Genomic DNA, 25,587 nt, shown 5'->3' on the forward strand with positions numbered 1-25,587 from the left:
GGCCGAAATCCGGTGGGCCGGTGGCCCGAAGGCCCGGTGGCCCGGAAGGCCGGTGGCCCGGAAGGCCGGTGGCCCGGAGGCCCGAAGGCCGGTGGCCCGGTGGCCCGTTGGGGGGATGGGCCGGTGGGGGGATGGGTGGATGGGTGCCGGGGTGGAGGGTTGGTGGTTCAGTGGGGTCTGGCGTCGAAGCGGTCCCGGGCCTGGTACAGCAGGAAGGTCGCCAGCGCGGCCAGCGCCGCGGCCACCGACTGGCCCGCCACCGTGAACGCGACCGGCGTGTCCACGGGGTGCCGCGCGGCCACCGCCATCAGCAGCGTCCAGGCGCCGCCGACCAGGCCGGGGCCGAGCAGCGGACCCAGCCGGGCGGAGAGCGCCAGACCGGCCGCGGTGAGCGCGAGGGCGGGCAGCAGCCAGCCGAAGGCGAGCAGGCCGTACCCCGGCAGGGCCAGCGCGGCAACGCAGTTGAGGCCGAGCGAGGCGGCCAGCGCCGCCAGCGTACGGATCATCAGCAGCCGGAAGCCGTGCGTCGGGGCGACCGCGGCGATCTCGTACGTGGGGTCGAGGGCCGGTCCGTACGACAGCGCCACCGCGGCCAGCGGAAGGAGCGGGGCCAGCGCCAGGAACAGGGCCGGGGCATCCACCAGGCGCACCACGGTGACCGTCGCCGCCAGTACGAACGCGACCGACGCCAGCCAGGCGCGGCGCAGCACCGGGGTCGCGGTGAGCAGCCGTACGGTGTGCTCGCCGACGCCCAGCCGCATCAGCAGCCGTTCGCCGCGTCCGGGCACCGGTGCGTCCAGTTCGGCGTCCAGGCGGTCCCAGCCCGCGTCCAGCGCGAACGGGTCGCAGACCGCCGCGAGCACCGCACGGCACCGGGCGCAGGAGCCGACGTGGGTGTCGGCCGACCACAGCAGCGGCGGCGCCAGCTCGCCGCGCGCGTAGGCCCGCAGTTCTTCCTCAGCCACATGCCAGGTCATGCCAACTCCTCCCGCAGCTGCCTGCGCGCCCGCATCGCCCGTGTCTTGACCGTCCCCGGCGGGATGCCGAGCAGGACCGCCGCCTCCCGGGTGGTCAGCCCGTCGATCACCGTCGCCTGGAGCACCGCCCGCAGCTCCGGCGAGAGCCGGACCAGGGCCCCGGCGAGGTCCCCGTGCTCCACCCCCGCGAGCACGCGTTCCTCCGCCGAGGCCTCGTCCCGGTGCCGCAGCCGCGCCAGCGCCTGCCGCAGCCGGCCCCGGGCTCCGTCACCGCGCAGCGCGTCGACCAGCCGCCGTGACCCGATCCGCCACAGCCACCCGGCGGCGTCGCCCTCCGCGTGGTAGCGGGCCGTTCCCCGCCACACCGCGAGGAACGTCTCCTGCACGACGTCGTCGACGACCGCCGGATCGGCGCACCGGCCGCGCAGCCGCGCGGTCAGCCACGGCGCGTACCGCCGGTACAGCTCCTCGAAGGCGCGCCGGTCCGAGTCCGCGGCGATCGCCCGCAGCAGCTCCCCGTCGCTTCTCGTTCCGCTCACGTCTCCTCATCGCACGAGCCCGGCCGACCGGTTCACAAGAGGCCCGCCTTGACTTTCCCGGCAGCCTTCCACCACCCTTTCACTACTCAATTAGTGAAAGGGTGGTTGTACGGGTGGTCGAGTACCGCATCGACCGGCGCTCCGGCGTCGCCACCTACGTCCAGATCGTCCAGCAGACCAAGCAGGCGCTCCGGCTCGGTCACATACAGCCGGGGGACAGGCTGCCGACCGCGCGCGAGGTGGTCGAGGCCACGGCCATCAACCCCAACACGGTCCTCAAGGCCTACCGGGAGCTGGAGCGGGAGGGCCTGGTGGAGGCCCGGCGCGGCCTGGGCACGTTCGTGAAGCGCGCCCTGGGCACCGCGTCGGCCGAGTCCCCGCTGCACGGGGAGCTGGACGTCTGGGCCGTGCGGGCCCGGGAGTCCGGCCTGGACCGGGACGACGTGGCCGCGCTCTTCACCGCCGTACTGGAGAAGCACTTCGCCGCAGTGGAGACGGACTTCGGCGTGCACGAGAAGCACTTCCAAGGAGAGAGTTCATGACCGACACCGCGATAGCGGCCACCGCGCTCGGCAAGCGGTTCGGCCGGCGCGGGGGCTGGGCGCTGCGCGACTGCGGCTTCCGGCTGCCGACCGGCCGCGTGTGTGCCGTCGTAGGCCCCAACGGGGCGGGCAAATCCACCCTCCTCGCCCTCGCCGCCGGTCTGCTGGGCCCGAACGAGGGCGAGCTGACCGTCCTCGGCACCACCCCGGCCGAGGCACGCAGCCGGGTCGGATACGTCGCCCAGGACAAGCCGCTGTATCCGCAGCTCACCATCGCCGAGACGCTCCGGATGGGCGCCGGTCTCAACCCGGACCGCTGGGACGCGGCCGCCGCCGAGCACGTCGTGGCCGGCGGCGACCTGGACCCCAAGTCCCGGGTCCGTTCCCTCTCCGGCGGCCAGCGCACCCGGGTCGCGCTCGCCCTCGCGCTCGGCAAGCGGCCCGAACTGCTGCTCCTGGACGAGCCGATGGCCGACCTGGACCCGCTGGCCCGGCACGAACTGATGGGCCTGCTCATGGTGGAGGCCGCCCAGCACGGCACCACCATCGCGATGTCCTCGCACGTGGTCGCCGAGCTGGAGGACTCCTGCGACCACCTGCTGCTGATCGGCGGCGGCCGGGTCAGGCTGGCCGGCGAGATCGACGACCTGCTCGCCGCGCACGCCCGGGTCACCGCCCCCGCCGGCGCCGGCCTCGCCCCGCACACCGTCGTGGACTCCCGGACCACCGGGCGGCAGCTCAGCGCCATGATCCGCCCCGCGGGCCCGGTGCCCGCCGACTGGCGCACGGACGCGCCCTCCCTGGAGGAGCTGGTCCTCGCCCACCTCCGCAACCCCGAGGCCCCGGCCCTGACCGCGGTGGAGGCTGCCGCATGACCACCCTGACCACCGCGACCGCACCCGCGCCTGCCTCCCGGGCCCACCTCGCCCGCTGGCTGCTGCGCCTGCACCGCCCGGCGCTGTACGTCTGGTCGGGCCTGGTCCTGGCCCTCACCGTCCTGCTCCTCCTCCTGCACGGTCCGCTGACCGACGCCGCGGCCGACGCCTGGCGCCACTACGACGCCTGCACGGAAGCGGGGCCGTGCAGGTACGACCAGAAAGCGATCCTGCGCTACAAGGACTGGTACAACTACGCCACCCTGGCCGTGGCCGCGGTGCCCCTCCTGGCCGCCGGCTGGGCCGGTGGCGCGTTCGGCAAGGAGCTGGAGTCCGGCACCGCCCGGCTGGCCTGGACCCAGTCCAGCACCCCCGTGCGCTGGCTGGCCGTGCGGCTCGCGGTACCGGCCGCGGCCGTCGCCGCCGGGACCGCGCTGCTGGTCTGGCTGCACCACCTGGCCTGGGCCGCGGGCCACGACCGGATCGACAGCGCCAAGGAGTGGTACGACGTCTGGACGTTCTACGCCAACGGGCCGACCCTCGTCGCCCTGGTCCTGTGCGGTCTGGCCGCGGGCGCGCTGACCGGCCTGCTCTCCCGCCGCGCCCTGCCCGGCCTCGGTCTCGGCCTGCTCCTCACCGGCGCGCTCTGGGCCGTCGTCCAGCTGCTCATGCCCCGCCTGTGGCCGTGGCGGACCCGTACCGGACAGGCCCTCTTCGACCTGCCCCACACCACCTGGACCTGGCGGTCGGGCACGCTCGCCCACGACGTCCCCTACGGCGACTACCACCCGGCCTCGCACCAGTGGCCGCTCCAGCTGACCACCACCGCCCTGCTCCTCGCCGTGGCGGCCCTGCTGACCCTGGGCTGCTTCCTCGCGCTGCGCCGCCTGACCGGAAGGACGACCGCCTGATGACCGCCCTGTCCGCCGCCCCCGCTCCCGGTCCCGGTCCCGCGGACGCCCGGCGCTCCCTGCGGCGGCTGCACCGCCCGGCGCTGCTCGTGTGGACCGCCTTCGGACTGCTCGTCACGGGCTGGCTGCTCTGGCTGCACTTCTCCCGGGTGCCCGCCGAGCGGGCCTGCCAGGGCTTCCGCTACTCCGCCGACGGCGACCTCCCCGCCTGCCACTACTCGGCGTTCACGGACGCCGACAACGTCTTCAACTTCCTCGGCGAGGCCCTCGGCTGGTCCTGCGTAGCGGTCGCCGCCTGGGCGGGTGCCGCGCTGATCGGCCGGGAACTGGAGTCGGGCACCGCCAGACTGGCCTGGACCCAGTCGGTCTCCCCGGCCCGCTGGCTGGCCGGGAAGCTGATCGCGGCCGCCGTACCGCTGCTCGCCGGCGGCGGCGTGCTGGCGCTGGCCTTCGGCTGGGTGTGGACCTCGGACCAGGGCGCCCTGGTCACGAACTGGACCTGGGACCGGGTCTTCATCCCGCGCGGTCCGCTGCTGCCGGCCCTGCTGCTGCTCGGCCTCGCCGTCGGCACGCTCGCCGGGATCGCGCTGCGCCGCGCCCTGCCCGCGCTGGCCGTGGCCGCCGCCGTGACCCTGGTGATCAGGCTCTGCCTGCCCACGGCGTGGCAGCCCCTGCACGGCCCCCTGCACGGTTTCTGGGCCGTCCACCTCGCGGCCACCGCCATGGTGCTCGTCCTCGCCGCGGCGGCGTTCACCGGCGCGTTCTCCCTCTTGCGTCACCGGGCCCGCTGAGGGACCGTCGGATCCGTGCGTCCCCCCGTCGGCGGAAGGGCGCACGGGTTCCGTGGGAAGGTCGTACACGAACGTCGCTTTCGTGATCCCCACGGGCGCCGCGGCCCGATCCGCGACGTCCGCGAGCCTCCCGCAGCTATCCCATACGCCATGTCTTCGTAACCATTGGTTCAGGCAGTCTTGCGACGCTCAGGCAATGAAGCCCGCCGCGCCAGAGCCTCCGCCGCCCCCGCAGGGGTTCGCGGGAAACGGGGTCGTTCAGCTCCCACCCGCGCGTTCCGACGCGCCCGTCACGCCCCGGGCGCGGAAGAATGGGGTCATGAGTCAGCAGAACGCCCAGGCAGCCGAGGTCCAGCAGGGCCAGCCCTCCGTAGGCTCCATAGCCGCGCACCGCCCGCACACCGTGGCCGCCGCGGTCTCCGACCTGGAACCCGACATCGACGCGGATCTCGACGCGTACGAGGAGTCACCGTACGACGGGCCCCAACTGCCCCAGGGACGTTTCCTCGACCGGGAGCGCAGCTGGCTCGCGTTCAACGAGCGGGTCCTGGAACTCGCCGAGGACCCGAACACCCCCCTGCTGGAGCGGGCCAACTTCCTGGCGATCTTCGCGAGCAACCTGGACGAGTTCTTCATGGTCCGGGTGGCCGGCCTGAAGCGGCGTATCGCCACCGGCGTGGCCACCAGGTCCGCCTCCGGCCTGCAGCCCCGCGAGGTGCTGGAGATGATCTGGGCCCGCTCCCGTGAGCTGATGGCCCGGCACGCCGCCTGCTACCACGAGGACATCGCCCCCTCACTCGCGGAGGAGGGCATCCATCTGGTGCGCTGGGCCGAGCTGACCGAGAAGGAGCAGGCCCGGCTCTTCACGCTCTTCCGGCACCAGATCTTCCCGGTCCTGACCCCGCTGGCGGTCGACCCGGCGCACCCCTTCCCGTACATCTCGGGCCTCTCCCTGAACCTGGCCGTGGTGGTACGCAACCCGGTCAGCGGCCACAAGCACTTCGCCCGGGTCAAGGTGCCGCCGTCGCTGTCTCGCTTCCTGGAGAGCAGCCCGGGCCGGTACGTCCCGATCGAGGACGTCATCGGCGCCCACCTGGAGGAGCTGTTCCCGGGCATGGAGGTCGTGGAGCACCACGCCTTCCGCCTCACCCGGAACGAGGACCTGGAGGTCGAGGAGGACGACGCCGAGAACCTGCTCCAGGCCCTGGAGAAGGAACTCATGCGGCGCCGCTTCGGGCCGCCGGTGCGCCTGGAGGTCGAGGAGTCCATCGACCGCGAGGTCCTCGACCTGCTGGTCCGTGAGCTGAAGGTCTCCGAGGCCGAGGTCTACCCGCTGCCCGGCCCGCTCGACCTGACCGGCCTGTTCCGCATCCACGGCCTGGACCGGCCGGAGCTGAAGTACCGCAAGTTCATCGCGGGCACCCACCGCGATCTCGCCGAGGTCGAGTCGGCATCCGCGCCCGACATCTTCGCCGCCCTGCGCGAGCGGGACGTCCTGCTGCACCACCCGTACGACAGCTTCTCCACCTCCGTGCAGGCCTTCATCGAGCAGGCCGCCGAGGACCCGGACGTCCTCGCCATCAAGCAGACCCTGTACCGGACCTCGGGCGACTCCCCGATCGTCAACGCGCTCGTCGACGCCGCCGAGGCAGGCAAGCAGGTCCTCGTCCTGGTCGAGATCAAGGCCCGCTTCGACGAGCACGCCAACATCAAGTGGGCCAAGCGCCTGGAAGAGGCCGGCTGCCACGTCGTCTACGGCCTGGTGGGCCTGAAGACGCACTGCAAGCTGTCCCTGGTGGTCCGCCAGGAGGGCGAGACGCTCCGCCGCTACAGCCATGTCGGCACCGGCAACTACCACCCGAAGACGGCACGGCTCTACGAGGACCTCGGCCTGCTCACCGCCGACACCCAGGTCGGCGCGGACCTGTCCGACCTGTTCAACCGGCTCTCCGGCTACTCGCGCCGGGAGACCTACCGCCGCCTGCTGGTGGCACCCAAGTCGCTGCGCGACGGACTGATCGCGCGGATCAACAAGGAAGTACAGCACCACCGGGCCGGCCGTCCCGCGTTCATCCGCATCAAGGTCAACTCGATGGTCGACGAGGCGATCATCGACGCCCTGTACCGCGCGTCCATGGCGGGCGTGCCGGTCGACATCTGGGTCCGCGGCATCTGCGCGATCCGGCCGGGCGTCACGGGCCTTTCGGAGAACGTCCGGGTCCGCTCGATCCTCGGCCGCTTCCTGGAGCACTCCCGGGTCTTCGCCTTCGGCAACGGCGGCGAGCCCGAGGTGTGGATAGGCAGCGCCGACATGATGCACCGCAACCTCGACCGCCGGATAGAGGCCTTGGTCCGGGTCATCGACCCCGCCCACCGGGCCGCGCTCACCCGGCTCTTCGAAACCGGTATGTCCGACTCCACCTCCTCCTGGCACCTGGGCGCGGACGGCGAGTGGACCCGGCACGCGACCGACGCGGACGGACAGCCCCTGCGCAACATCCAGGAGATGCTCATAGACGCCCGGAGGCGCCGGCGTGGCACAGCAACACCTTGAACCGACGGACCCCACGGCCCGGGCTTCGACCGGGGACGCCCTCGCGGGCTACCTGCGCGCCCAGGCCACGGAATTCCTCCGCGCGCTGCGCCTGCACCGGGAGACCGGGTCGGCGGGCGCGGCGGAGGGGTCCGTCGACGCGGCCCGCGCGCTGCGCCGCTCGGCCCGGCGCGTCAGCGGCAGCCTGCACACCTTCCGCCCCCTCCTGGAGGCCGACTGGTCGGAGGAGATCCGCCCCGAACTGGCCTGGCTGTCGGGCACACTGGGACTCGAGCACGCCTACGAGGCAAGACTGGAGCGCCTGTTGCTGGCACTCCACCGGCTCTCCGGCTCGACGGCGCTGCCGAGCCAGGCCACTTCGGAGACCTCGGTCGAGCGCGGCACCCTCACCGTGGGCGCCGCCAAGGCGGGCGCCCTGCTCGACCGCCAGCTCACCCTCGCCCGCACCCGGGCCCACTCCACGGCCCTCCAGGCGCTCGGCTCCTCGCGCTTCCACGCGGTCGCCGACAAGGTCGCGGTACTGGCCAGCGAGGTCCCGCTCACCGCCGCGGCGCCCACGGCCGACCTGCGTCCGCTCGCCTCGGCGGCCGAGGAGCGCCTCACCGACGCCATCGCGGCCCTCCCGCTGGTCACCGCGGGCCACCCCTACAACGCGGAGGCCCTGGTCCACGGCCTGTCCCCGGACCCCTCCCCGCACCCCCAGGACGGTCCCTGGCACCAGGTCCGCCTCCTGCTGCGCCTGCACCGCTACGCCCGCGAGGTGCTGCACGGCGCGGGCGCACCCGTGGACGTACGGCTGCTCGCGGCGGGCCAGGCCCTGAACCGGCACCGCGACGCCTCCGAGGCGGCGGCGGCCGCGGCGGCCGCCGCCCGCACCCCGCGCATCGCGCCGGCCACCGCCTACGCCCTCGGTGTCCTCCACGCCGACCAGCGGCACGAGGTGGAGGCGGCCCGGTTCGCCTTCCAGCAGGCCTGGCAGAAGCAGCGGCTGGAGGCGGTGTGAGCGACACCCCGGTGCTGGCCGCCGGCTGCGTCCTGTGGCGCCGCTCACCGGTGGACGGGGACCTGGAGGTCTGCCTCGTCCACCGCCCCAAGTACGACGACTGGTCCCACCCCAAGGGCAAGCTCAAGCACGGCGAGGACGCCGTCACGGGCGCCCTGCGCGAGGTGGCGGAGGAGACCGGCTACGCGGCACACCTCGGCAGCGAACTCTCCACCGCCCTCTACTACGCCAACGACCGCCCCAAGCAGGTCCGTTACTGGGCGGGAGCGGCGGGAGAGGGCCACTTCACCCCGAACGACGAGGTGGACAGGATCCTGTGGCTCCGCCCGGCGGACGCACGACGGCGGCTGACCCAGCCGAGGGACGCCGAGCTGGTGGACGAACTGCTGGCCTCGCTGCGCAGCACGCCGTAGCGGAGCCTTCTCAGCCGCCCCCACCGCTCACGTGCCCCGCCCCGTCCGTCCGCGCGAGGCTCCGAGCCCGGCGCGCCGGCCCCCGCCACCCACACGTACACCGCGCGTAACAGAACGGCCCGTGCTCGACGAGCCGCGTATCGTGCTCCCGCCCCTGCACCGCCCGCCCGGAACCGTTCTTCTCCACCACTTCGACAACGTTACCCACGCCCGGTAAAGGGCCGGTATGCGTGACGGGCCCACCCACCCCTCGTTAAGCGGAACAACAGGGGGCCCGTGACGGACGTACCGGCTGGGGGTAGGCAGGCGATGGATCGGCGGCAGCACATGCGCGCTGGAAAGACGGCCGTCACCGTGGGGCTCGTGGTCGGCCTCGGCGCGTGCGCAACCGGCTGCGGCGGTGCCGCCGCCGAAGGCGCCGGAGGCGGCACCGGCGACACCACGGTCGCCGTACTGAAGGAGGCGGCGGACGCCCTGCGGACCGCCGCCACCTCCAGGGCGACCACCTCGATGGAGATGGCGACCGGCGGCACCCGGGTCACCATCCGCGGCAAGGGCCGCTACGACTTCCGCAACCAGCTCGGCGAACTCACGGTCGTCCTCCCGCAGGATCCCGCCGGCACCCCCGAGCACCGCCCGATCACCGAACTGCTCGCCCCGGGCGCGCTGTTCATGAAGAACAGGGGCGCCGGGGTGCCCGCCGACAAATGGGTCCGGGTGGATACCGCGAGCCTCTCCGACGGCAACCTGGTCACCGGCGGCGCGACCGACCCGTCCGCCGCGGCCGAGCTGCTCCTCGGCACCCGCACCGCGACCTACGTGGGCAGGACCCGGGTCGCCGGGACCGAGGTCCGGCACTACCGGGGCACCGCCGACCTGGCCGCCGCGGCCCGTGCCGCCTCCGCCGGCAACCGGTCCGCCCTCGCCGCCGCGGCAGAAGGGTTCGCCACCGCCGAGGTCCCGTTCGACGCGTACCTCGACGACCAGGGCCGTATCCGCAAGCTGCGGCAGCGGTTCAGCTTCGTCAACGACAGCAGCAAGGGCACGGTGGCGGTCGCCTCGACGACCCTGCTGTACGACTTCGGCACTCCGGTGGACGTAAGGTTGCCGCGTTCCCGGGACATCTACGCGGGCCGGATCGCCGAAAACCAGCCAGCGCACTAGTCCGGGATCGGCTCTGTACAACCTGTGAACTAGCCCGTCCGTGCCATGCGCGGTGTGTAGACCGCTCCCTACTCTAGGAAGTCGGTGACGGCAGAGAAGAGGTGACGCACGTGGCTCCGGCCGGCGGTACGGCAGTCCAGGACCACGTGGCCCTCGCCGAGATCGAGCTGTGCGGAGAGCTGATCATCGCCGCGTCGGCCGCCGAGGAGCGGCTCAGTCTGGAGAGCATCGACGAGGTGCTGCGCGTGGCCGAGGAGCGCGGGGAGGACTGACTTCGGTCAGGTCCGCAGCATGCGGGCGATGGCCTGGGTGGCCTCCTCCACCTTCGCGTCGATCTCCGAACCACCCGTGCCGGTGCCCTGGGCGGAGCTCTGGACGGCCGCGGTGGCGACGCAGTGCCGCAGGTGCTCCTCCAGGAGCTGCAGGGCGAACGACTGCAGGGCCTTGGTGGAGGCGGACACCTGGGTGAGTATGTCGATGCAGTAGGTGTCCTCGTCGACCATGCGCTGCAGGCCACGGATCTGGCCCTCGATCCGGCGCAGCCGCTTGAGGTGCTCCTCCTTCTGCTTGTGGTAGCCGTGCGTGGCCGCCGGAACCCCGTTCCCGGAGGGCTTCGTGGCGCCGGCCTCGGTGGTCGTCATCGCGTCCTCCGCTGTACCGATACATATACCCCTAGTGGGTATATGGTAACGAATTCTGCTGGGTATAGGGCCCTGGGGACGCCCCCGTGCTGATCGCCATGCCCGATGGGTGACACTGGAGGACGGCCCATTAGCCGTGGCCGGATGATGCGCCTAGCATCACCCTGACCGAAACCCATGCATACCGAGGACCCCAAGTGCGCTTTCGTCTGACCCCCAGGGAGACGAGCTTCTACGACATGTTCGCCGCGTCCGCGGACAACATCGTCACGGGCTCGAAACTCCTGATGGAACTGCTCGGGGCGGACACGTCTGCCCGGGCCGAGATCGCGGAGCGTATGCGGGCAGCGGAACACGCGGGCGACGACGCCACCCACGCGATCTTCCACCAGCTGAACTCCTCGTTCATCACGCCCTTCGACCGCGAGGACATCTACACCCTCGCGTCCTCCCTCGACGACATCATGGACTTCATGGAGGAGGCCGTCGACCTGGTCGTCCTCTACAACGTCGAGGAGCTGCCCAAGGGCGTGGAGCAGCAGATCGAGGTGCTGGCCCGGGCCGCCGACCTGACCGCCGAGGCCATGCCCAACCTGCGCACGATGGACAACCTCACCGAGTACTGGATCGAGGTCAACCGCCTGGAGAACCAGGCCGACCAGATCCACCGCAAGCTCCTCGCCCACCTCTTCAACGGCAAGTACGACGCGATCGAGGTGCTGAAGCTCAAGCAGATCGTGGACGTCCTGGAAGAGGCGGCGGACGCGTTCGAGCACGTGGCGAACACGGTGGAGACCATCGCCGTCAAGGAGTCCTGAGGCGTCGATGGACACCTTCGCGCTCGTCGTGACCATCCTGGTCGCGCTCTTCTTCACGTACACGAACGGCTTCCACGACTCGGCGAACGCGATCGCGACCTCGGTCTCCACCCGGGCGCTGACACCCCGCGCGGCCCTGGCGATGGCCGCCGTGATGAACCTCGCGGGCGCCTTCCTGGGCTCCGGGGTCGCCAAGACGGTCAGCGAGGGCCTGATCGAGACCCCGAAGGGCTCCACGGGCATGGGGATCCTCTTCGCGGCGCTGGTCGGCGCGATCGTGTGGAACCTCGTCACCTGGTACTTCGGCCTGCCCTCGTCCTCCTCCCACGCGCTGTTCGGCGGTCTGGTGGGCGCGGCGCTGGCAGGCGGCACGGATGTCCTGTGGAACGGCGTCATCGACAAGGTCATCATCCCGATGTTCGTGTCGCCCGTCGTCGGCCTGCTCCTCGGCTACCTGGTCATGACCGCCATCATGTGGCTGTTCCGCCGCTCCAACCCGCACAAGGCGAAGCGGGGCTTCCGGATCGCCCAGACCGTGTCGGCGGCCGGTATGGCCCTCGGTCACGGCCTCCAGGACGCCCAGAAGACGATGGGCGTCGTCGTGATGGCGCTGGTGATCTCCGGCCACGAGACCTACGGCGACGCGATCCCCGTCTGGGTCAAGATCGTCTGCGCCATGATGCTCTCCCTCGGCACCTACGCCGGCGGCTGGCGCATCATGCGCACCCTCGGCCGCAAGATCATCGAGCTCGACCCCCCGCAGGGCTTCGCGGCCGAGGCGACGGGCGCGTCGATCATGTTCACCACGGCGTTCCTCTTCAAGGCGCCGATCTCCACGACCCACGTCATCACCTCGGCCATCATGGGTGTCGGCGCGACGAAGCGCGTGAACGCGGTCCGCTGGGGCGTGGCCAAGAACATCGTCCTGGGCTGGTTCATCACCATGCCGGCGGCGGCCCTGGTGGCGGCGGCGGCCTTCGGCCTCGTGGACCTGGCGGTCCTGTAGCGGCTGCGGAACGGAGCGGTGAGGCTTCAGTGGGTCTGAGAGCAGGAACGCTGCACGTCATGGCCGGCAACGGCCTCGGTGACTTCGTGGCCGCGGCGCTGGCCCGCCGGCCCGGCGCGACGGATCGGGTGGCGACCGTCGTGCTCGTCGGCGACGAGGGCCGGTCCGTGCCCGGGCAGGCCGGCGGCGCGCCCGGCGTCGTACGCCTCACGCCCGGCCTGCTGGGCACTCTGCCACCGGACCTGGACTGGGTCCGGGCGGCCGGCGCGCTACCCGTCCAGCTGGTGCTGGTGGATCAGGACCTGCCGACCGCGGGCGTCCTGGACGTGCTGGCCGCGCTCCGGCGGGAGCTCGGTGACCCGGCCGTCGAGGTGGTGTCCGTCGGCGGGCCGTTCCGGTGTTCCTGCGGGTCGGGGGTGCGGTTGCTGCCGCCCGGCCCTGCCGGGGACGCCGTACAGGCGCTGCTCGCGCCGCTGGAGCACTTCACCGTCTGTCTGCTGGGGTCCGGGTGGGCGGCGGACCACTGGGCGTTCGTGTCCGCGCTGACCTCGGCCGAGGGCACGAGGGTCGGGGAGGACACCGCCCGGGAGTACGGCACGTGTGTCGCGCACGACTGCTCGGACGCCGTGGCGCTGGTCTGTGCGGGGGCGCTCGGCTTCGAGGGGAAGGTCGCGACCTTCCCTCGCGGGGAGATCACGTGGGTGGACCGGAGTACGGCCTCGGTGGTCCGGTTCGCGGCCGCGGACGAGCCCCTCGCCCTGGCGCCGCACGCGTGTGGTGCCGGGCCGGCTCCCGTCCGGACGGCCGCGGCCGAAGCCGCCGGCCGGCCGGACGCGGTGACCTGGCGGCGGCTGGCCCAGACCATGGGGCTGACCGGCCCGCGAGTGGTCGAGCGGGCCGTGGCCGCGTTGCCGGAGTCGGGAGCTGACGCGGCAGCCTTCCCCGTCCACAGGGTGTGGACGGCGGACTGAATTCCCCGCCCCGCTCCCCGCCCTGCCCCGCAGACGCGGACGGGCCCGCCCCCGGGAGCCAGGGGCGGGCCCTTTTGCATCCTCGCGGTGGCACCGCCATGCAGCACCGCGAGGGGTCTGTTCCGGCCTAGCCGAAGCGCCCGGAGATGTAGTCCTCGGTCGCCTGGACCGACGGGTTGGAGAAGATGCGCTCCGTGTCGTCGATCTCGATCAGCCGGCCGGGCTGGCCGACGGCGGCCAGGTTGAAGAATGCGGTGCGGTCCGAGACACGCGCGGCCTGCTGCATGTTGTGCGTCACGATGACGATCGTGAAGCGCTCCTTGAGCTCACCGATCAGGTCCTCGATGGCGAGGGTGGAGATCGGGTCGAGGGCCGAGCAGGGCTCGTCCATCAGCAGCACCTTCGGCTCGACCGCGATCGCGCGGGCGATGCACAGACGCTGCTGCTGACCGCCGGAGAGGCCGGAGCCCGGCCTGTTCAGACGGTCCTTGACCTCGTTCCAGAGGTTGGCGCCCTTGAGCGACTTCTCGACGATGTCGTTGAGCTGGCTCTTCTTGTAGTTGCCGTTCAGCCTCAGGCCCGCGGCCACGTTGTCGAAGATCGACATGGTGGGGAACGGGTTCGGACGCTGGAACACCATGCCGATCTCACGGCGCACCGACACGGGGTCGATACCGGCGCCGTAGAGGTTCTCGTCGTCGAGGAGGACCTTGCCCTCGACACGGCCGCCGGGGGTGACCTCGTGCATGCGGTTGAGCGTGCGCAGAAACGTCGACTTGCCGCAGCCGGAGGGGCCGATGAACGCGGTGACGGTGCGCGGCTCGATGTTCATCGAGATGTCGTCGATGGCCTTGTGGGAGCCGTAGTAGGCGGTGAGCCCGCTTACGTCGATTCGCTTGGACATTTACTTCTTCACTTCCAGGGAGTCGGTCGCTGCAGGCCGGTCAGCGACCGGTCTTGGGGGCCTTCCAGCGGGCGATGCCGCGAGCCACCAGGTTCAGGATCATCACAAAGGCGATCAGCGTGAGCGAAGCCGCCCAGGCGCGGTCGTACGCGGCGTTGGCACCCGCGCTGTTCGCGTACTGCTGGTAGATGAACAGCGGCAGCGACGACTGCGCACCCTCGAAGGGGTTGTTGTTGATGAACGGGTTGCCGAACACCAGCAGCAGCACCGGGGCGGTCTCACCCGCGATACGGGCGATGGCCAGCATGACACCGGTGGTGATACCGCCGATGGAGGTCGGCAGGACCACCTTCAGGATCGTGCGCCACTTCGGCACGCCGAGGGCCAGCGAGGCCTCGCGCAGCTCGTTCGGGACGAGCTTGAGCATCTCCTCGGTGGAGCGGACCACGACCGGCATCATCAGGATGGCCAGGGCCAGCGATCCGGCGAAGCCGAAGGGCTGCATGTCGAAGATCAGCATGAGGCTGAGGATGAACAGACCCGCGACGATCGACGGGATACCCGTCATCACGTCCACGAAGAAGGTGACCGCCTTGGCGAGCCGGCCGCGGCCGTACTCGACGAGGTAGACGGCGGTGAGGATGCCGATCGGCGCACCGATCACGGTGGCGAGACCGACCTGCTCCAGGGAGCCGATGATGGCGGCGTAGGCGCCACCGCCGGCCTCGGAGTCGGCGACCACACCCATGGAGTGGCTGAGGAAGTAGGGGTCCAGGACCTTCACACCGCGCGAGATGGTCACCCAGATCAGGGAGACCAGCGGGATGACGGCGATGATGAAGGCGACCCAGACCAGCGAGGTCGCGATCCGGTCCTTCGCCTGGCGGCGGCCCTCGACCCGGGCGGCGATGCCGTAGGTGCCGAAGACGTAGAGGAGGGCGGCGATCAGACCCCACTGGATCTTGCTGTCCAGACCGCCGGCGAGGCCGATGACCACGCCGAGGACGATGGACCCGCCGATGATGGCGTAGGGGGCCCACTTGGGGAGGGTGGCACCTTGCAGGGTGCTGGGGCGCTTGACTGCTGCGGTGCTCATGCGTTGGCCCCCGAGTACTCCGCGCGACGCTGGATGATGATGCGGGCCGCGCCGTTGACCAGCAGGGTGATGACGAACAGGACCAGACCGGACGCGATCAGCGCGTCACGGCCGTCCGCGGTCGCCTCGCTGAACTTGCTGGCGATGTTCTGGGCGAAGGTGCCGCCGCCCGGGTTGAGCAGGCTGGCGTGGATGTCGAAGTCCGGGGAGAGCACGGTGGCGACGGCCATCGTCTCGCCGAGCGCGCGGCCGAGGCCGAGCATCGAGGCGGAGATCACGCCGGAGCGGCCGAAGGGCAGCACCGACATGCGGATGACCTCCCAGCGCGTGGCGCCGAGGGCGAGTGCGGCTTCCTCGTGCATCTGCGGGACCTGGCGGAAGACCTCGCGGCTCACGTTGGTGATGATCGGCAGGATCATGATCGCGAGCAGCACGCCGACGGTCAGCATCGAGCGGGGGGCACCGCCGTCCCAGGAGAAGATCCCGGTCCAGCCGAAGTACTTGTCGAGCCAGCCGAACAGGCCGGTCATGTGCGGTACCAGGACCAGCGCGCCCCACAGGCCGTACACGATGGACGGCACCGCGGCGAGCAGGTCGATCACATAGCCGATGGTGCCGCCGAGCCTGCGCGGCGAGTAGTGCGTGATGAACAGCGCGATCGCGACGGCGACCGGGACGGCGATGGCCATGGCGATGATCGAGGAGACCACCGTGCCGAAGGCCAGGACCGCGATGCCGAAGGTCGGCGGGACGAGGTTGGTGTTCCACTCGAAAGTGGTGAGGAAGTTGCCGTGGTCGCGGCTGATCGCGAGGGCGGCGCGGTAGGTGAGGAAGACCGCGATCGCGGCCATGATCACCAGAAGCAGGATGCCGGATCCACGGGAGAGACCGAGGAAGACCCGGTCACCCGCGCGGGTGGCACCCCGGGCGTTGCGCTTCTGCTCGGCCGTGCCGTGCCGTGGGGTGGGGGGCGATGCGTCTGTTGTCTGGGTAGATATGTCCATCGGGTTCTCCGGTCTGCGGAGCCGCTCGAGAGGCGGCTCGGAGAAGCCGTACGCCCCCGGCTTGAGGGGTGTACGGCTCCGGGCGGCGGTGCACCGGACGGTGCGGCCGGGCTCCTTGCGGAACTCGGCCGCACTCGCGGATCTTTAGCTCAGGCCCTCGATGGTGGAGCGGACCTTGGTGATGATCTCGTCGGGGACCGGGGCGTAGTCGATCGTGGAGAGGACCTTCTGGCCGTCCTCGGAGGCGATGTAGCGCAGGAACGCCTTGGTCGCCGGGAGGGTGTCGGCCTTGTTGCCCTTGTCGCAGACGATCTCGTACGTGACCAGGGTCATCGGGTACGCACCCTCGGCCTTGGTCTTGTAGTCCAGCTGCAGCGCCAGGTCCTTGCCGGTGCCGACGACCTTGGCGGCCGCGATGTCGGCGGTGGCGGACTCGGTGGACGGGGCGACCGGCTTGCTGGCACCCGTGTCGATCGAGACGGCCTTGACGCCGTCCGAGACGTAGGAGAGCTCGAAGTAGCCGATGGCGCCGGAGGTCTGCTTGACCTGCTGGGCGACACCCGCGGACTGCGGAGCGGACTGCCCGCCCTTGGCCTGCCAGGCCTTACCGCCCGAGTACTTCCAGTTGGACGGGGTGGCGGCGATCAGGTACTTGGTGAAGTTGTCCGTCGTGCCCGACTCGTCCGAGCGGTGGAACGCCTGGATCTTGAGGTCGGGGAGCTTCGCGTCGGGGTTCAGCTTCTTGATCGCGGCGTCGTTCCACTTGGTGATCTTGCTGTCGAAGATCTTCGCGATCGTCGGCGCGTCCAGGACCAGGTTGTCGACACCCGGGACGTTGTAACCGAGGGCGATCGGGCCGCCGACCATCGGGAGGTCGACGCCCTGGCCGCCGGAGCAGACCTTCTTGGAGGCGGTGACCTCTTCCGGCTTCAGCGCCGAGTCGGAGCCGGCGAAGGCGACCTGGCCCTGCGTGAAGGCGGTCACACCGGCGCCGGAGCCGGAGCCCTTGTAGTTGATCTGCACGCCACAGGCCTGGGAGAAGGCCTTCACCCAGGCGTCGATCGCGTTCTTCTGCGCGGAGGAGCCATCGGCGAGCAGCTGGCCCTTGGCGTCGTCGCACTTGATGGAGCTGGCGTTCGCGGAGGCCGAGGCGTTGCCCGAAGAACCGCTGCCGCCACCGTTGTCGTCCGAGCCGCACGCCGAGAGGGTCAGGGCACCGGTGACGGCGACAGCACCGAGAGACAGGGCGCGCAGCCGGTTCTTGCGCTGAAGCTTCACTTTCGGGAGTTCCTTCCAGAGGCGCCACCTTCGGCGGCGTGCGAAGTAGTAGTGATGGGTGAGGGCCTCCCGACTGGGCATTTGCGGCCGCTCTCCGCATCCGGTACGGCCGAAATTAGGCAGAACAGGTGAAGGCGCCGATGGCCATAGGTAAACGGAGGGTGAACCCCTGCCGTCAACCCGGTTAGGTCACGGAACGCTTACGGTGAGGGCACGCGCCGGTTCCAACTGCCGGGTTACGCGAACATTTATTCGCCGTTCGCCATCGCAGTCGTTACGACGTCACAGCGCTCGTTACTCCGCACGGGAACCCGTGTGCGACGGACGCCGTCTCGTCCCACGAAAGCCGACGAAAGGCACGGGCATGGAACGGCGTTCCTTCATATCGGGCGGGGCGGCCGCCCTCGCGGCGACCGCACTGACGGGGTGCAGCTCCGGCGGGCCCACCGCGTCCCACACGACCGGCGCGCCACTCGCGTCCACATCCTCTCGTACGGCGCTGAAGACCACCAGCGCAGCGGCCGCGGCCAACTGGACCGCCCTGGCGCACGCCCTGGACGGCACGCTGGTCCGCCCCGGCGAGACGAACTGGACGACGGCGCATCAGCTCTACAACACCCGCTTCGACGGACTGAAGCCGTCCGCCGTGGCGTACGTGGCTCACGCCGACGACATCCGCACCACGCTGTCGTACGCCCAGGCCCACCATCTGAAGGTCTCGATCCGCAACGGCGGCCACTCCTACGCGGGCTACTCCTCGGGCGACGGCCGCCTGATCCTCGACGTCTCCAAGCTCAACCGCATCCGGGTCGGCGGCGGCACCGCCGTCGTCGGCGCCGGCGCCAAGCTGATCGACGTCTACCGCGGGCTCGCCGCCAAGGGCGTGACCATCCCGGCGGGCTCCTGCCCCACCGTCGGCGTCTCCGGCCTGGTGCTCGGCGGCGGCCACGGGGTCGCGTCCCGCGCCTACGGCCTGACCTGCGACAGCCTCACCCAGGCGACGCTGATCACGGCGGACGGCACGCAGGTGATCGCCAACGCGAGCACCGACAAGGACCTCTTCTGGGCGCTGCGCGGGGCCGGCAACGGCAACTTCGGCGTCGTGACCGAGCTGCAGTTCCGGACCCACCCCACCCCGCAGGGCGTGACGGCCTACCTGACCTGGCCGTGGTCGAAGGCCGCGCAGGTCCTCAAGGCCTGGCAGGAGTGGGGCCCGTCCCAGCCCGACGAGATCTGGTCCTCCCTGCACCTGGAGAACTCGGGCAGCGGCCCGCGCGTCTCGGTCGCCTGCTTCTCGATGGGCACCTACGGCGAACTCCAGAACGCGGTCGACGCCCTCGCCCACAAGGCGGGCGCCAACGCCTCCTCCGTCTCGCTGCGCCGCCACGGCTACGAGGAGGCGATGGAGATCTACGCCGGCTGCTCCTCCTTCGCCACCGAGCCCCAGTGCCACCTGCCCGGCTCCACGCCGGGCCGCTCCACGGCGGGCAGGCTGGGCCGGGAGACCTACGCGGCCCGCTCCGACTTCTTCGACCGCTCGCTCTCGGCGGCCGGCATCCAGACGGCCCTGCGGCAGATCGGGGCGGTGCGCGGCGGCGCCGGCAGCATCGCCTTCACGGCGCTCGGTGGTGCGGTGAACCGGGTCTCCCCGACGGCGACGGCGTTCGTGCACCGGCGGTCGCGGATGCTGGCACAGTACATAGTGTCGTGGGGTGCCGCTTCCTCCGGGAGCACGGGCCAGGCGTGGCTGAACGCGGCGCACACCGCGATGCGGCCGTACGCCTCCGGTGCCGCGTACCAGAACTACACGGACCCGACGCTGACCGGCTGGAAGAAGGCGTACTACGGGGACGCGGTGACCAAGCTCGGCAAGGTGAAGGCGCAGTACGACCCGCAGCGGTTCTTCTCCTACGCGCAGGGCTTGTAGGCGGCACGTGTCGTGCCCCGACAGGGGCGCTGGGGGGACCCCCGGCCGGAGGCTGGGGGAGGAACTGCGCGACCAGCCCCCCGGCCCGCAGGCTCACCCGGCTACGCCGCCAGGTCCCGTTCCTCGGACTCCACCGAGGGGCGGGCGCCGGGAACCAACCCGACCTTCGCCGACCGCCCTCGCACGAGCCACGCCACCCTCGGAGAGGACTCCACCGCCTTCATCACCGGCGTCAGCAGCGCGGTGGCCGGCGGGGAGAGGAGGAGGACGACGGCGGTGCCCAGGGCGAAGCCACCCACCACGTCGGTCGGGTAGTGCACCCCCATGTACACCCGGCAGAACCCCTCCAGCAGCGCCAGGCCGATCCCCGCGAGACCGAACTTCCGGTTCGCGACGAACAGCCCGACGCCCAGCGCCATGGTGATCGTCGCGTGGTCGCTCACGAAGGAGTAGTCGGTCTTCCCGGAGACCAGGACGTCGACCCCCTGATGGGTGAGGAAGGGCCTCGGCCGCTCGACGAAACCGCGGATGGGCACGTTCACCAGCACGGCGATCGCGGCGGCGAGCGGTGTCCACACCAGCGCGGCCACCGTGCCCGCGGCGTCCTCGTCCCCCCGGCGCCGCACGGACCACCAGCACCACACCACCAGCAGGACCATCGCGACCAGCAGCCCGTACTCCCCGACGAACGCCATGCCCCGGTCGAACCAGTGCGGTGCGTCCTTGGCCAGGCCGTTGATGTCGTAGAGCAGGTCGACGTCGGGGTTGGATCCGGATTCGGCGAGTACAGCCATCGTGCCTGCGGCCCCTTCGTCGTCGTCCCGGACGCACCTCGTGTGCGCCGCTCGCTGCCACCCCCGTGGTCGGCTACGTCAACAGGAACGCACGGCCCCCGTCACTACGTTCCAGGTTCCACCGAATGATCACGCAGACGTTATCGAAGAGAGACACAAAGCCCCAGCTCAGGGGGTGGGTTATACGCTCCGTTCACACCGTGGTGGGCAGCGCTTTCGCGCCATCCTCGGTGACCCGGGTGGCCCCGAAGTAGTCGGCGCCGTCGATGGGATCGAAGCGGATGACCGCCCCGGTGTAGGGCGCGTCGATCATGTACCCGCCGCCTACGTAGATACCCACGTGGTGGATGGCGCGGGAGTCGGACAGGTCGGTGGAGAAGAAGACCAGGTCCCCCGGGAGCAGTTCGCCCCGCGAGGGGTGCGGACCGGCGTTGTACTGGTCGTTGGCGACGCGGGGCAGCGTGATCCCGACACTCGCGTACGCCGCCTTGGTCAGTCCGGAACAGTCGAACCGGCCGCCGTCCTGAGCTGTGCCGTTCCCGCCCCAGAGGTAGGGGGTGCCGAGCTTCTTCTGGGCGTACTCGATCGCGCCGGCGGCCTGCTTGGTCGGGGAGAGCCGGCTGACCGGCGCGGCGAAGCTGTCCGCGAGGGTGGTGATCGTCCTGACGTAGTTCTGGGTCTCCTTGTACGGCGGCACACCCTTGTACTTGATGACCGCGTAGGCCCCCGCGTTGTAGGCGGCGAGCATGTTGTCGGATGTGTTGCCGGGGACGTCCTTGACGTACGAGGCGAGCTGGCAGTCGTAGGAGGCGGCCGACGGAATCGCGTCATTCGGGTCCCAGACGTCCCGGTCCCCGTCACCGTCGCCGTCGATGCCGTGGGTGGCCCAGGTCCCCGGGATGAACTGAGCTATTCCCTGCGCGGCCGCCGCGCTCTGCGCCCTCGGGTTGAACCCGCTCTCCTGGTAGAGCTGCGCCGCGAGCAGGGCGGGGTTGATCGCGGAGCACAGGTTGCCCCACTTCTGCACGAGTGTGGAGTAGGCGGCCGGTACCGCTCCCTTGGCCAGCGCCTTGCCGGCGCCGCCGGCACCGCCCAGCAGGTTCCCGGCGACGACGTACACCCCGACGACGAGCAGCATGACGAAGCTCAGCCCGAGGCCGACCGCCGCGCCACCGATCACCCAAACTTTCCGCACGCCCCAACCCTCCCCCATGTCAGGGCTGTTCAACGCCATTTCGGCCGAGAGTGGCGCTATTTCGCGGCAGGACGGCGCGCCTGACGCCGTTTCACCCGGCTGCGGCGTCCCGGTACAGCTCGCCGGCCTCGCTCCCGAGGACGACACTGTAGGACGTGTCGGCGGTCGAGCCGCCCCGCTCGTGCCCGCCCAGCACCCCGACCACCTCGTGGTCCCCGTTCACCCAGGGGCTCCCGCTGGTGCCGCCGGTCAACTCGGGACAGTCGATCCGCTGCTGGGTGGCGCTGCGGGCGACCGGCTTGTTGGTGCAACTGACCGGCACCTCACGGGAGTCGGGGTACCCGGTCACGGTCACGGCGGTGGCCCCGGTGGCCATGCCGCTGACGAAACGGTTGGCCCCGGTCACCTCCTCGACCCGCCTGCCGTCCAGTTCCCCGACGACGGCGAAGGCCACGTCGCTGTCCTCGTCCCGCCCCTTCTCCCAACCGTCGGGCAGGTACCGCCGCCCCACCTTCCACACCCCGTACGGCGCCTGTCCGTCCCGGTACCCCGGCACGAAGACGAGTCCGCCGGCGTCGTCCCCGTCGACGCAGTGCGCCGCGCTGACGATCAGGTCCCGCTGCGGGCTGTGCACGACGGAGGCGGTGCAGAAGTGGTGGCCGGCCAGGTTCCCGGCCCGGTCGGCACCGAACAGCGCCCCGACCCGCGCGCTCTCCGCGGTCGGCCCGACCACCGCGGTCACCCCGAAGGGTCCGGGGCCGTCGTCGGCGGCCGCCACCGAGGCCGAGGTGGCGGCAAGCACGGCCGCCGCGCCGAGCGCGACACGGCGCGTGACGGAAGAGATGCGCGAGGTGCCCTTCATCAGCCCCCACTGTGTCCCACAAAGGTGAGAAACGGCTCCCTGCTTCACTGAGATTTCCCTGTGAACCCCACCCCCCACCGACCACCCACGGCGCACAGAGTGAAGTACGGGGGTGGGGACCACCGCGTGGAACACCCACGCGAGGCCCACCCTCCTTCGAGGAGGCGAGGGCGACGGCTCCGCGTGACGCCGGTATTCCCGAGGGGACCGCGCCACTCGAGATCGACGACTACGTTCCGGCGACGACACCGGTATGGCAGGGCGCCAGGCAGTTGACGGGCGGGGACCCACGGTCACCCTGCGCGTCGCCTCGCCCTCCTCTCCCCACGCGGCCAAGGTCGATTCGCGCCGGCACACCGCCCTCCCCGACACCGACGAGAAGACGTTCCAGACGAGAAGACGTTCTATGAGCGCTGACTGGTCACGGCTCCTCGCGGAACCCCGGTGACCCTGGGTTCCGGTGCCCGGGCGCTGCCCGTGAACGTTCCCCCGGAGTGGCGGGAGCGCGGGTTCAGCAGCTTCGAGTTCCCCCTCGTGTTCGAGGGGGTGGCCCGGCTCCGGGTCACCGGCTGGGGCGCCGCCGAGGCCGAGCACATCGCCATGACCTCGCGCGAAGGGGCCTTCGACGTGGTCCTCGGGTCCGGTGACTCGGCAATCGCGTTCGGGGCCGCCACGGTCCGGCCGGCCAGGACGCACGCGTACGTCGCCGCGGGCAGCCCCTGAGCAGGCCCGACAGCCCTCACCCCGCTCAGAACGTCGTCGTCATGCCGCCGTCCACCGCGATCGTCTGGCCGGTGATGAAGGAGGCCGCGTCGCTCGCCAGGAAGACGACGATGCCGGCGATCTCGGCGGGGCGGCCCCAGCGGCCCAGTGCCGTGCGCGTGCGCAGCCACCGCTCCCACTCCGGGTCCTGCGCGAGCTCCGCGTTGACGTCCGTCGCGAACGTACCGGGGGCCACGGAGTTCACCGTCGTGCCGCTGGGTCCGAGGTCGGCCGCCAGCGCGCGGGTCAGACCGTCCAGGCCCGCCTTCGCCGTGGCGTAGGCGACGTCGCCGGTGCGGCCCAGCTGGCCGACGACCGACGAGACGTTGATGATGCGGCCCGGGGTGTCCCGCGCCGCCAGGCCCCGGGCGACCGTCTGGCTCAGCGCGTACGCCGAGGTCAGGTGGACGTTGAGGAACGCGGACAGCTCGTCCGGGGTCAGCTCGTGGACCCCGCGCCGATCGCGGTGGCCCACGTTGTTGACCAGGATGTCGATCGCACCGAGGGCGGTCACCGCCTCCTCGGCGGCCTCCCGGTCGGTGACGTCGAACACGGCGCCCGTCACGTCGAGACCGTCGTCGCGCAGCCCCCCGGCCACCGCCTCCAGCGGCGCCGGGTCACGGCCGTTCAGGATCACCCGCGCGCCCGCGCCCGCCAGGCCCCGGGCCATCTCCAGGCCCAGACCGCGCACGGAACCGGTCACCAGGGCCTTACGCCCGTCGAGCGCGAAGTCCACGCCACCGCTCATCCGGCCGCCTCCCGGAGAACCGTCGTATCCGTCGTGTCCGTCCTGCCCGCTCACCGTATCCGGCGGGTGCGGACCGGCCGAGGGGCGCCCGGGTCCTGGGCGACCGGGTACGGGGCGCCCGGGTACGGGGCGACGGCCACCGGGCCGCCACCTCCACCGCCGCCCCTCAGACGGCCTCCACCCCGAGCGGCCACTTCACGCCCGTCATCTCCTCCGACAGCGTCCACAGCCTGCGGGCCGCCACCGGGTCGCTCGCCGCCGGGCTGCGGCCGGCCAGCGCCGGAGCGCCCCGCATGCCGCCCATGCCGTCCGGGCCGACATAGCTGGCGCCGGGCAGGTCCTGGGTCGCCGCGTACAGCGTGGGAAGCGCGCCGGCGCGGCCGTCCTGGGCGACGAGGAGGTTGCCGAGGCGCATGCCGAGCCGGGCCAGCGGATTGGCGGTGTGGCTCTGGAGGTTGGTCGCCGCGTAGCCGGGGTGCGCGGCCAGCGCGCGGACCGGGGAGCCGGCCTCCGCCAGCCGGCGCTGGAGTTCCAGGGTGAACAACAGGTTGGCCAGCTTGGACTGGGCGTAGGCGCGGGACGGGTTGTAGGTGCCGCGCAGGTTGACGTCGGCGAAGTGGATCACGCCCTCGCCGCCCCGGTGCAGCCTGGAGGAAAGCGTCACCACCCGGTCCGTGAGATACGGCAGCAGCAGGTTGGTCAGCGCGAAGTGCCCCAGGTGGTTCGTGCCGAACTGCATCTCGAAGCCGTCCTTGGTGGACTGCTCCGGGAGCATCATCACGCCCGCGTTGTTGATCAGAAGGTCCAGCGGACGGTCCCAGGCGGCCGCGAACTCCCGTACCGAGGACAGGTCCGCCAGGTCCAGACGGCGCACCTCCGTGCTGCCGGTCACCCGCGCGGCGGCCACGCGCCCGCGCTCCGGGTCCCGTACCGCGAACACCACGTGCGCACCGGCCCGGGCCAGCGCGTCGGCGGCGGTGAGGCCGATGCCGCTGTTGGCGCCGGTGACCACGGCCGTGCGGCCGGCGAGGTCGGGAAGGTCGGATGCGGTCCATGTACCAGTCTTCTCAGCCATGGGCGCCAATGTAGGCGTCGACAACAATGCTGTCAATGACAACAAAGATGGCAACGCCAACAATGCTGACGACGCCAACAAAGCTGGCACCGCCAACATCCGGGTTACGATGACCTTCATGCCGCCAAGCCGCCCCTACCACCACGGAGACCTGCGCGCCGCCCTGCTCACCAGCGCCGAGCGCACCCTGCGCGAGAAGGGCGTCGCCGCGCTGTCCCTGCGCGAACTGGCCCGCGACATCGGCGTCAGCCACGCCGCGCCCGGCCGCCACTTCAAGGACAAGCAGGCCCTGCTGGACGCGCTCGCGCTCAGCGGCTACGACCGCCTGCAGCGCACCCTGAACGCGGCCGACGACCCGGCCGCACCCCTCGAACCGCGGGTCAGCGCGCTCGCCCGGGCCTATCTCACCTTCGCGGTGGACCACCCCGAACTGCTGGAGCTGATGTTCGCGCGCAAGCACGATCCGCAGAGCTCCGTGCCGACCGCCGAGGTGATCGACGCGTCCCTGGGGTCCTTCACCCGCCTGGTCGCCGACGCGCAGGCCCGGGGCGAGATCATCGAGGGCGATCCGGAGCGGCTCACCCTCGTCGCGGCCGCGAGCATCCACGGTCTGGCCGCCCTCATCGCCGGCTGCGCCCTGCCGGCCCACGAGGCCCTGGCCGGACTCGACGAACACGTCCACCACGTCCTGCACGGCCTGAAGCCCCGCTGACCGCCGGGTACGCCCGGTCAACGCG

At 71.4% G+C, this 25,587-nt stretch carries 27 protein-coding genes; 15 read left to right on the forward strand and 12 right to left on the reverse strand.

The window, feature by feature from the left end:
* Positions 1 to 167: 167 nt before the first annotated feature.
* Complete coding sequence (locus tag ACFXI4_RS02180; protein WP_384987332.1) at positions 168 to 977, reverse strand: zf-HC2 domain-containing protein; 810 nt, start codon at positions 975 to 977, stop codon at positions 168 to 170.
* Positions 974 to 1,516, reverse strand: coding sequence for an RNA polymerase sigma factor (locus ACFXI4_RS02185; protein WP_384987334.1), 543 nt, complete (start codon positions 1,514 to 1,516; stop codon positions 974 to 976). The genes ACFXI4_RS02180 and ACFXI4_RS02185 overlap by 4 nt, the downstream gene beginning before the upstream one ends.
* Before the next feature lie 113 nt (positions 1,517 to 1,629).
* On the opposite strand from ACFXI4_RS02185, the gene ACFXI4_RS02190 reads away from it, so the two are divergent.
* The 9 genes from ACFXI4_RS02190 to ACFXI4_RS02230 all read left to right on the forward strand — a co-directional run bounded on the left by ACFXI4_RS02190 (position 1,630) and on the right by ACFXI4_RS02230 (position 10,041).
* A complete protein-coding gene (locus tag ACFXI4_RS02190; protein ID WP_384987336.1) occupies positions 1,630 to 2,058 on the forward strand; it encodes a GntR family transcriptional regulator in 429 nt (142 codons plus the stop codon).
* Positions 2,055 to 2,933 (forward strand): ABC transporter ATP-binding protein, encoded by an 879-nt coding sequence (locus tag ACFXI4_RS02195; protein ID WP_384987338.1) that lies wholly within the window; start codon positions 2,055 to 2,057, stop codon positions 2,931 to 2,933. The genes ACFXI4_RS02190 and ACFXI4_RS02195 overlap by 4 nt, the downstream gene beginning before the upstream one ends.
* Positions 2,930 to 3,844 carry an ABC transporter permease gene (locus ACFXI4_RS02200; protein WP_384987340.1) on the forward strand — a complete coding sequence of 305 codons (915 nt, stop codon included), beginning with the start codon at positions 2,930 to 2,932 and terminating at the stop codon, positions 3,842 to 3,844. The genes ACFXI4_RS02195 and ACFXI4_RS02200 overlap by 4 nt, the downstream gene beginning before the upstream one ends.
* Positions 3,844 to 4,635: a hypothetical protein gene (locus ACFXI4_RS02205; RefSeq protein ID WP_384987342.1), complete on the forward strand. Its 792-nt coding sequence runs from the start codon at positions 3,844 to 3,846 to the stop codon at positions 4,633 to 4,635. Before ACFXI4_RS02200 ends, ACFXI4_RS02205 begins: the two co-directional genes overlap by 1 nt.
* A 196-nt stretch (positions 4,636 to 4,831) precedes the next feature.
* The gene (locus ACFXI4_RS02210) at positions 4,832 to 7,189 is read left to right on the forward strand and encodes an RNA degradosome polyphosphate kinase (RefSeq protein ID WP_384987344.1); all 2,358 of its coding nucleotides are present in this window, start codon (positions 4,832 to 4,834) and stop codon (positions 7,187 to 7,189) included.
* Positions 7,170 to 8,192 (forward strand): CHAD domain-containing protein, encoded by a 1,023-nt coding sequence (locus tag ACFXI4_RS02215; RefSeq protein WP_384987346.1) that lies wholly within the window; start codon positions 7,170 to 7,172, stop codon positions 8,190 to 8,192. The genes ACFXI4_RS02210 and ACFXI4_RS02215 overlap by 20 nt, the downstream gene beginning before the upstream one ends.
* A complete protein-coding gene (locus ACFXI4_RS02220; protein WP_384987348.1) occupies positions 8,189 to 8,605 on the forward strand; it encodes an NUDIX hydrolase in 417 nt (138 codons plus the stop codon). Before ACFXI4_RS02215 ends, ACFXI4_RS02220 begins: the two co-directional genes overlap by 4 nt.
* Positions 8,606 to 8,914: 309 nt before the next feature.
* Positions 8,915 to 9,769, forward strand: coding sequence for a hypothetical protein (locus ACFXI4_RS02225; RefSeq protein WP_384987350.1), 855 nt, complete (start codon positions 8,915 to 8,917; stop codon positions 9,767 to 9,769).
* A gap of 101 nt (positions 9,770 to 9,870) precedes the next feature.
* Positions 9,871 to 10,041: a hypothetical protein gene (locus ACFXI4_RS02230; RefSeq protein ID WP_384987352.1), complete on the forward strand. Its 171-nt coding sequence runs from the start codon at positions 9,871 to 9,873 to the stop codon at positions 10,039 to 10,041.
* Between the two features lie 6 nt (positions 10,042 to 10,047).
* On the opposite strand, the gene ACFXI4_RS02235 is transcribed toward ACFXI4_RS02230, so the two are convergent.
* Positions 10,048 to 10,410: a metal-sensitive transcriptional regulator gene (locus tag ACFXI4_RS02235; RefSeq protein ID WP_384987354.1), complete on the reverse strand. Its 363-nt coding sequence runs from the start codon at positions 10,408 to 10,410 to the stop codon at positions 10,048 to 10,050.
* A 197-nt stretch (positions 10,411 to 10,607) separates the two neighbouring features.
* On the opposite strand from ACFXI4_RS02235, the gene ACFXI4_RS02240 reads away from it, so the two are divergent.
* From ACFXI4_RS02240 to ACFXI4_RS02250, 3 genes are read left to right on the forward strand one after another with little or no spacing between them, the layout of a single operon-like run.
* Positions 10,608 to 11,228, forward strand: coding sequence for a DUF47 domain-containing protein (locus tag ACFXI4_RS02240; RefSeq protein ID WP_384987356.1), 621 nt, complete (start codon positions 10,608 to 10,610; stop codon positions 11,226 to 11,228).
* 7 nt (positions 11,229 to 11,235) lie between these two features.
* Positions 11,236 to 12,234: an inorganic phosphate transporter gene (locus ACFXI4_RS02245; RefSeq protein WP_362727761.1), complete on the forward strand. Its 999-nt coding sequence runs from the start codon at positions 11,236 to 11,238 to the stop codon at positions 12,232 to 12,234.
* A 59-nt stretch (positions 12,235 to 12,293) separates the two neighbouring features.
* On the forward strand, positions 12,294 to 13,205 hold the full coding sequence (locus tag ACFXI4_RS02250) for a hypothetical protein (protein ID WP_384987358.1): 912 nt from the start codon (positions 12,294 to 12,296) through the stop codon (positions 13,203 to 13,205).
* Positions 13,206 to 13,332: 127 nt separating this feature from the next.
* On the opposite strand, the gene pstB is transcribed toward ACFXI4_RS02250, so the two are convergent.
* The 4 genes from pstB to pstS form a co-directional block, all read right to left on the reverse strand.
* Positions 13,333 to 14,109 carry a phosphate ABC transporter ATP-binding protein PstB gene (gene pstB, locus ACFXI4_RS02255; RefSeq protein ID WP_384987360.1) on the reverse strand — a complete coding sequence of 259 codons (777 nt, stop codon included), beginning with the start codon at positions 14,107 to 14,109 and terminating at the stop codon, positions 13,333 to 13,335.
* Positions 14,110 to 14,149: 40 nt separating this feature from the next.
* A complete protein-coding gene (gene pstA, locus ACFXI4_RS02260) occupies positions 14,150 to 15,205 on the reverse strand; it encodes a phosphate ABC transporter permease PstA (protein ID WP_384987362.1) in 1,056 nt (351 codons plus the stop codon).
* On the reverse strand, positions 15,202 to 16,209 hold the full coding sequence (gene pstC, locus ACFXI4_RS02265) for a phosphate ABC transporter permease subunit PstC (protein ID WP_362714004.1): 1,008 nt from the start codon (positions 16,207 to 16,209) through the stop codon (positions 15,202 to 15,204). Before pstC ends, pstA begins: the two co-directional genes overlap by 4 nt.
* Positions 16,210 to 16,353: 144 nt before the next feature.
* Positions 16,354 to 17,487 carry a phosphate ABC transporter substrate-binding protein PstS gene (gene pstS, locus ACFXI4_RS02270; protein WP_362714036.1) on the reverse strand — a complete coding sequence of 378 codons (1,134 nt, stop codon included), beginning with the start codon at positions 17,485 to 17,487 and terminating at the stop codon, positions 16,354 to 16,356.
* 364 nt (positions 17,488 to 17,851) lie between these two features.
* Here pstS and ACFXI4_RS02275 point away from each other — a divergent pair, with 364 nt between their 5' ends.
* Complete coding sequence (locus ACFXI4_RS02275) at positions 17,852 to 19,414, forward strand: FAD-binding oxidoreductase (protein ID WP_384987364.1); 1,563 nt, start codon at positions 17,852 to 17,854, stop codon at positions 19,412 to 19,414.
* Positions 19,415 to 19,515: 101 nt separating this feature from the next.
* Here the strand turns inward: ACFXI4_RS02275 and ACFXI4_RS02280 are convergent, their stop codons facing one another.
* The 3 genes from ACFXI4_RS02280 to ACFXI4_RS02290 form a co-directional block, all read right to left on the reverse strand.
* Complete coding sequence (locus tag ACFXI4_RS02280) at positions 19,516 to 20,208, reverse strand: phosphatase PAP2 family protein (RefSeq protein WP_384987366.1); 693 nt, start codon at positions 20,206 to 20,208, stop codon at positions 19,516 to 19,518.
* 193 nt (positions 20,209 to 20,401) lie between these two features.
* Positions 20,402 to 21,421, reverse strand: coding sequence for an NlpC/P60 family protein (locus ACFXI4_RS02285; protein ID WP_384987428.1), 1,020 nt, complete (start codon positions 21,419 to 21,421; stop codon positions 20,402 to 20,404).
* A 73-nt stretch (positions 21,422 to 21,494) separates the two neighbouring features.
* The gene (locus ACFXI4_RS02290) at positions 21,495 to 22,265 is read right to left on the reverse strand and encodes a trypsin-like serine peptidase (RefSeq protein ID WP_384987368.1); all 771 of its coding nucleotides are present in this window, start codon (positions 22,263 to 22,265) and stop codon (positions 21,495 to 21,497) included.
* 444 nt (positions 22,266 to 22,709) lie between these two features.
* On the opposite strand from ACFXI4_RS02290, the gene ACFXI4_RS02295 reads away from it, so the two are divergent.
* On the forward strand, positions 22,710 to 22,988 hold the full coding sequence (locus ACFXI4_RS02295) for an Imm50 family immunity protein (RefSeq protein ID WP_384987370.1): 279 nt from the start codon (positions 22,710 to 22,712) through the stop codon (positions 22,986 to 22,988).
* A 25-nt stretch (positions 22,989 to 23,013) separates the two neighbouring features.
* On the opposite strand, the gene ACFXI4_RS02300 is transcribed toward ACFXI4_RS02295, so the two are convergent.
* A complete protein-coding gene (locus tag ACFXI4_RS02300) occupies positions 23,014 to 23,775 on the reverse strand; it encodes an SDR family oxidoreductase (RefSeq protein ID WP_384987372.1) in 762 nt (253 codons plus the stop codon).
* A gap of 166 nt (positions 23,776 to 23,941) precedes the next feature.
* Positions 23,942 to 24,850: an oxidoreductase gene (locus ACFXI4_RS02305; RefSeq protein WP_384987374.1), complete on the reverse strand. Its 909-nt coding sequence runs from the start codon at positions 24,848 to 24,850 to the stop codon at positions 23,942 to 23,944.
* Positions 24,851 to 24,959: 109 nt separating this feature from the next.
* On the opposite strand from ACFXI4_RS02305, the gene ACFXI4_RS02310 reads away from it, so the two are divergent.
* A complete protein-coding gene (locus ACFXI4_RS02310; RefSeq protein WP_384987375.1) occupies positions 24,960 to 25,562 on the forward strand; it encodes a TetR/AcrR family transcriptional regulator in 603 nt (200 codons plus the stop codon).
* Positions 25,563 to 25,587: the final 25 nt, after the last annotated feature.

The sequence above is a fragment of the Streptomyces sp. NPDC059224 genome (genome assembly GCF_042754285.1).
Lineage (GTDB): Bacteria > Actinomycetota > Actinomycetes > Streptomycetales > Streptomycetaceae > Streptomyces.

Bases quoted from the DNA above. Each gene is read 5' to 3' on its own strand.
- ACFXI4_RS02180 (WP_384987332.1), bottom strand. From the start codon at position 977: ATGACCTGGCATGTGGCTGAGGAAGAACTGCGGGCCTACGCGCGCGGC.
- ACFXI4_RS02195 (WP_384987338.1), top strand. From the start codon at position 2,055: ATGACCGACACCGCGATAGCGGCCACCGCGCTCGGCAAGCGGTTCGGC.
- ACFXI4_RS02200 (WP_384987340.1), top strand. From the start codon at position 2,930: ATGACCACCCTGACCACCGCGACCGCACCCGCGCCTGCCTCCCGGGCC.
- ACFXI4_RS02205 (WP_384987342.1), top strand. From the start codon at position 3,844: ATGACCGCCCTGTCCGCCGCCCCCGCTCCCGGTCCCGGTCCCGCGGAC.
- ACFXI4_RS02210 (WP_384987344.1), top strand. From the start codon at position 4,832: ATGAAGCCCGCCGCGCCAGAGCCTCCGCCGCCCCCGCAGGGGTTCGCG.
- ACFXI4_RS02225 (WP_384987350.1), top strand. From the start codon at position 8,915: ATGGATCGGCGGCAGCACATGCGCGCTGGAAAGACGGCCGTCACCGTG.
- ACFXI4_RS02235 (WP_384987354.1), bottom strand. From the start codon at position 10,410: ATGACGACCACCGAGGCCGGCGCCACGAAGCCCTCCGGGAACGGGGTT.
- ACFXI4_RS02245 (WP_362727761.1), top strand. From the start codon at position 11,236: ATGGACACCTTCGCGCTCGTCGTGACCATCCTGGTCGCGCTCTTCTTC.
- ACFXI4_RS02250 (WP_384987358.1), top strand. From the start codon at position 12,294: ATGGCCGGCAACGGCCTCGGTGACTTCGTGGCCGCGGCGCTGGCCCGC.
- pstB (WP_384987360.1), bottom strand. From the start codon at position 14,109: ATGTCCAAGCGAATCGACGTAAGCGGGCTCACCGCCTACTACGGCTCC.
- pstA (WP_384987362.1), bottom strand. From the start codon at position 15,205: ATGAGCACCGCAGCAGTCAAGCGCCCCAGCACCCTGCAAGGTGCCACC.
- pstC (WP_362714004.1), bottom strand. From the start codon at position 16,209: ATGGACATATCTACCCAGACAACAGACGCATCGCCCCCCACCCCACGG.
- ACFXI4_RS02275 (WP_384987364.1), top strand. From the start codon at position 17,852: ATGGAACGGCGTTCCTTCATATCGGGCGGGGCGGCCGCCCTCGCGGCG.
- ACFXI4_RS02280 (WP_384987366.1), bottom strand. From the start codon at position 20,208: ATGGCTGTACTCGCCGAATCCGGATCCAACCCCGACGTCGACCTGCTC.
- ACFXI4_RS02285 (WP_384987428.1), bottom strand. From the start codon at position 21,421: ATGGGGGAGGGTTGGGGCGTGCGGAAAGTTTGGGTGATCGGTGGCGCG.
- ACFXI4_RS02290 (WP_384987368.1), bottom strand. From the start codon at position 22,265: ATGAAGGGCACCTCGCGCATCTCTTCCGTCACGCGCCGTGTCGCGCTC.
- ACFXI4_RS02300 (WP_384987372.1), bottom strand. From the start codon at position 23,775: ATGAGCGGTGGCGTGGACTTCGCGCTCGACGGGCGTAAGGCCCTGGTG.
- ACFXI4_RS02305 (WP_384987374.1), bottom strand. From the start codon at position 24,850: ATGGCTGAGAAGACTGGTACATGGACCGCATCCGACCTTCCCGACCTC.
- ACFXI4_RS02310 (WP_384987375.1), top strand. From the start codon at position 24,960: ATGACCTTCATGCCGCCAAGCCGCCCCTACCACCACGGAGACCTGCGC.